This is a genomic window from Cupriavidus sp. 01L46 (genome assembly GCF_056399905.1).
Map to the genome: position 1 here is coordinate 1 of NZ_JBFTSF010000423.1, position 4,199 is coordinate 4,199.

Sequence of the window (4,199 nt, forward strand, 5' to 3'; positions counted from 1 at the left end):
GCCCCAGGGTGCGGGGCGACATTGTATTCAGGAGTGTCCGTTTCGCCTATCCGGGCCGGAGTGGTGCGGCCCTCGACGACGTTTCATTCAGTATCGCGGCGGGCGAGCGGGTGGGCCTTATCGGCCGTATCGGCTCAGGCAAGACCACTATCGAAAAACTTGTTCTGGGACTGTACCCGCCTGACTCGGGATCTGTGCTGATAGACGGCACGGAATTGCGCCAGTTTGATCCGGCCGCACTGCGGCGCGATATCGGCTACGTGCCACAGGACATCGTGCTGTTCAATGGCAGCGTGCGCGAAAACATCGTGCTGGGCGCGCCCTTCGCGGACGACGCGGCGGTGCTGCGCGCGGCGCAGATCGCGGGTGTCACCGAATTCGTCAATGGGTCGCCGAACGGCTTCGATCTGCCGGTGGGCGAGCGCGGTGAAAGCCTGTCTGGCGGGCAACGGCAGGCTATCGCCATCGCCCGGGCTGAGCTTCTCGCGCCACCGGTGCTGCTACTGGACGAGCCGAGCAGCGCGATGGACAACCGCTCGGAGGAACTGCTCAAGGCCAGGCTTGCGGCCCAGCTTGGTGGCCGCACCCTGCTGCTGGTCACACACCGCGCATCATTGCTCAGCCTGGTCGATCGTCTGATCGTGATGGATCACGGCCGCGTTGTTGCCGACGGCCCCCGGGACGCGGTACTGGCGGCTCTTGCAGGGAGGACGCTCCATGTCGCAGCCGCTTGAATCGCCGTGCACTGACAAGCCACCGGCAGGCCGGGGTGAACGCAAAGGGTGGCTCGGTCGAATTGTCGCGGCGCTCACACCGCGTGCGGACGATACCGAGTTCATGCGGGAAAGCAGCGCGGTGATCATGGAAGGGCCGCGCCATTTCACCCACTGGATCCTCTGGTCGACGTTCGCCTTTCTCATTCTGGCGCTCACTTGGGCCGCCTTGGCCAAGGTGGATGAAGTGACGGTAGGGGAGGGCAAAGTCATTCCATCCAGCCAGGTTCAGACGGTGCAGAACCCCGATGGCGGAGTGGTTTCGGAGATCCTGGTCCGGGTGGGCGAGATCGTGCAGAAAAACCAGCCGTTGATGCGCATCGACGACACCCGCTTCAGTGCCTCGTACAAGGAGGGCCAGGCGAAGGATGACGTCCTGATTGCCAGAATGGCGCGCCTGGCAGCCGAGGCCGGCGGCACACCCTTCGTCACGACGCGCCAACCGGGCGGGAAGGAAAGCGTGAAGTTCGTTGCCGAAGAGCAGAGCCTGTTCGAGTCCCGCCAACGGGAATTGCAGGCCAGCCTGGCCGTGCTGCGGCAACAGGCCGACCAACGCCGGCAGGAACTCGCGGAGAAGCGCTCGCGCGAGGCGCAATTGCAGCACAGCTACACGCTGGTTGCGAAGGAGCTGGCCATGACCCGCCCACTTGCCCAGAAGGGCGTCGTTTCCGACGTGGAGCTGCTGAGGCTGGAACGGGAGGCCAATGACCTGGCGGGCGAGCTCAGCGTGACCAGGCTGGCGCTGCCGCGGCTGGATGCCGCATACCGCGAAGTGCGCCAGAAGATCGACGAAATGAGCGCGCACTTTCGCGCCGACGCAATGCGGGACCTCAACCAGGCGCGCGCCGAGCAGGCCGCGCTGAGCGCTGCTAACACCGCACTGGAAGACCGGGTCGTACACGCCATTGTACGGGCCCCGGTGGCGGGCGTCGTCAAGCAGATCAAGATCAACACTGTGGGGGGCGTGGTCCAGCCGGGCATGGAGCTCATGGAGATCGTGCCGCTGGATGACACACTGCTGATCGAAGCGCGTGTGCGCCCCGCGGACGTCGCCTTTCTGCATCCTGGTCAGGAGGCGACAGTCAAACTGTCGGCCTACGACTATTCCATCTTCGGTGGTTTTCCCGCCACGCTCGAACATATCAGCGCCGATACGCTGACTCCGGAAAAACCGGGTGAAAAACCCGAAGCCTACTATCGGATCCTGGTGCGCACCAGGCAAAACAGGTCGAGCGGGCAGAGCGGACCCGTTCCGATCCTACCCGGCATGGTCGCCACCGTTGACATCCGAACAGGCCAGAAGACCGTACTGCATTATTTGCTCAAACCGATCATTAAAACCAAAGACACGGCGCTGCGTGAGCGTTAGCCGTATTGCCGACAAGAATTGATAGCTGCCTTGCCCACGATGCCGGGCGCTTCAAGGGAAACAAGCATGGTCGCCATTACCGCTACTCCCGGTAACAACATACTGATTGCCACGCATCACGATGAGGCGGCAGATGGCGATCACTCCTCGGCTCTGCAAGCCCTTGTGGTGCTCGGGGAATTGCTTTGCGATTGCGTTGGCCTGCCAATCTGGAAGGGTTACCCGCATCGAGTCGATTCTACTGAAGGTCCGTGTCCTGCGTTCGCAGGCACGGAGGGTCCGCGCATCAGGTTGGGGACGCAATGTGCCAGTTCAGCGGCAGGGCGCTTTCATTTCTGAATCCCGGCAACGCTCACGGAGCACGTCATGGCTACGAACACAAACGGTACTTCGACTTCCATCTCCAACACGCCGCAAGCGACGGACGACGTGTTTACCGCGGCCATGACTGGCCTCACGGATAACTCGCTAGGCACGGTTTACCTGAGCGTCATGGCTAATGATCTCGGGGGGGCAGCTAAGACGCTCTACTCGATCGATGCCGGTAACGAGACGACTATCGCCTTGGAGCAAGCCGCGCTTTTGACCCAGGACACGGCCAGGACGGAGGCGCTAAGCACAGATCACAGCGATCGCGGCGCGCACATCTGGATTACGTCGGATGGAAAAGTCGGCTACGACGCGCGCACACTGGATCCAGCCTGGCTCTCCAGTAGCTACCGCGACCTCGGGTACGCAACGGACAGCTTTACGTACGCCATCCGGCTCGGCAATGGAACCCTCAGTTGGGCCACCGCATACGTGGAAATCGCCCCCCCCAGACCCGGGGTGACCCTCGCGCATGACAGCGGTACATCAAGCACGGACAATATCACCAGGGATGGCACGCTATGCCTGAGTGGGATCGCGCACGGCGCGACGGTCCAGTACAGCATCGACGGCGGCGCACRCTGGAATAATAGTTTTAGCTCGGCGGAGGGTATGAACAACCTGCAGGTGCGCCAGATCGACGTGAACGGCAACATCTCATCGGCCACCAGCGTCACCTTTGCGCTCGACACTGGAGCGCCTGCGGTAATGTGGGCGTCCGCTACTCAGGCGGGGATCGAGGGCTCGTCGATCGCGCTGGGCACGCTCTCGGCGGCGGCGTTCGGCCCCGGCAACAGTGTGGCCTCGCTAGTGGTCAGCGCGATCCCGGCCGGCGCCACGCTAAGCGATGGCGCTGGTGGTCATAGCTTCACCGCTTCGGCCGGCCACACCGCGGTCGATGTCCACAGCTGGACGCTGGGTTCACTGACGATCACGCCAAGCAATGACGCCAACTTCACGCTGAGCGTCCAGGTAACTGACACGGCCGGCAATATGTCCGCCGCAACCGAGGCGGTGACGGTCAATCCGCTGGCGCCGACCCTGGCGCCGGTGGCCGAGAGCGGGGTCGAGGGCGCTGCGATCGCGCTGAACCTCGGCGCGACGGTCAACGGCCTGGCCGGCGACGGCAACAGCCTGGCTTCGCTGGTCGTCAGTGCGATCCCGGTCGGGGCCACGCTGAGCGACGGCGTGGGTGGTCATAGCTTCACCGCTTCGGCCGGCCACAGCGCGGTCGATGTCCATGGCTGGACGCTAGGCTCACTGACGATCACGCCGACCAACGACGCGAACTTCACGCTKAGCGTGGCGGCCACCGCCACCGACGGCGAAGGCAACCTCAGCACCACCACCACCGCGACCGAGGCGGTGACGGTCAATCCGCTGGCGCCCACCCTGGCGCCGGTAGCGGAGAGCGGGGTCGAGGGCGCGGCGATTGCGCTGAACCTGGGCGCCACGGTCAACGGCCTGGCCGGCGACAGCAATGGCCTGGCCTCGCTGCTGGTCGGCGCGATCCCGCTGGGGGCCACGTTGAGCGACGGCAGCCACAGCTTCACCGCTTCGGCTGGCCACACCGCGGTCGATGTCCATGGCTGGACATTAGGCTCACTGACGATCACGCCGACCAACGACGCCAACTTCACGCTGAGCGTGGCGGCGACCGCCACCGACGGCGAGGGCAACCTCAGCGC

Annotated in this window: 3 protein-coding genes; all 3 read left to right on the forward strand. The window is 64.2% G+C overall.

Going from position 1 to position 4,199, the window contains the following annotated elements; genetic code table 11:
* Positions 1-734 (forward strand): ATP-binding cassette domain-containing protein (locus AC1DS3_RS35880; RefSeq protein ID WP_477129065.1); only part of this gene is annotated, 734 nt, incomplete at its 5' end.
* A complete protein-coding gene (locus AC1DS3_RS35885; RefSeq protein WP_441641233.1) occupies positions 718-2,142 on the forward strand; it encodes an HlyD family type I secretion periplasmic adaptor subunit in 1,425 nt (474 codons plus the stop codon). The genes AC1DS3_RS35880 and AC1DS3_RS35885, both read left to right, overlap by 17 nt.
* Positions 2,143-2,508: 366 nt before the next feature.
* Positions 2,509-4,199, forward strand: a 1,691-nt coding sequence (locus AC1DS3_RS35890; protein ID WP_477129066.1) for an Ig-like domain repeat protein, incomplete at its 3' end; no start/stop codon positions are given.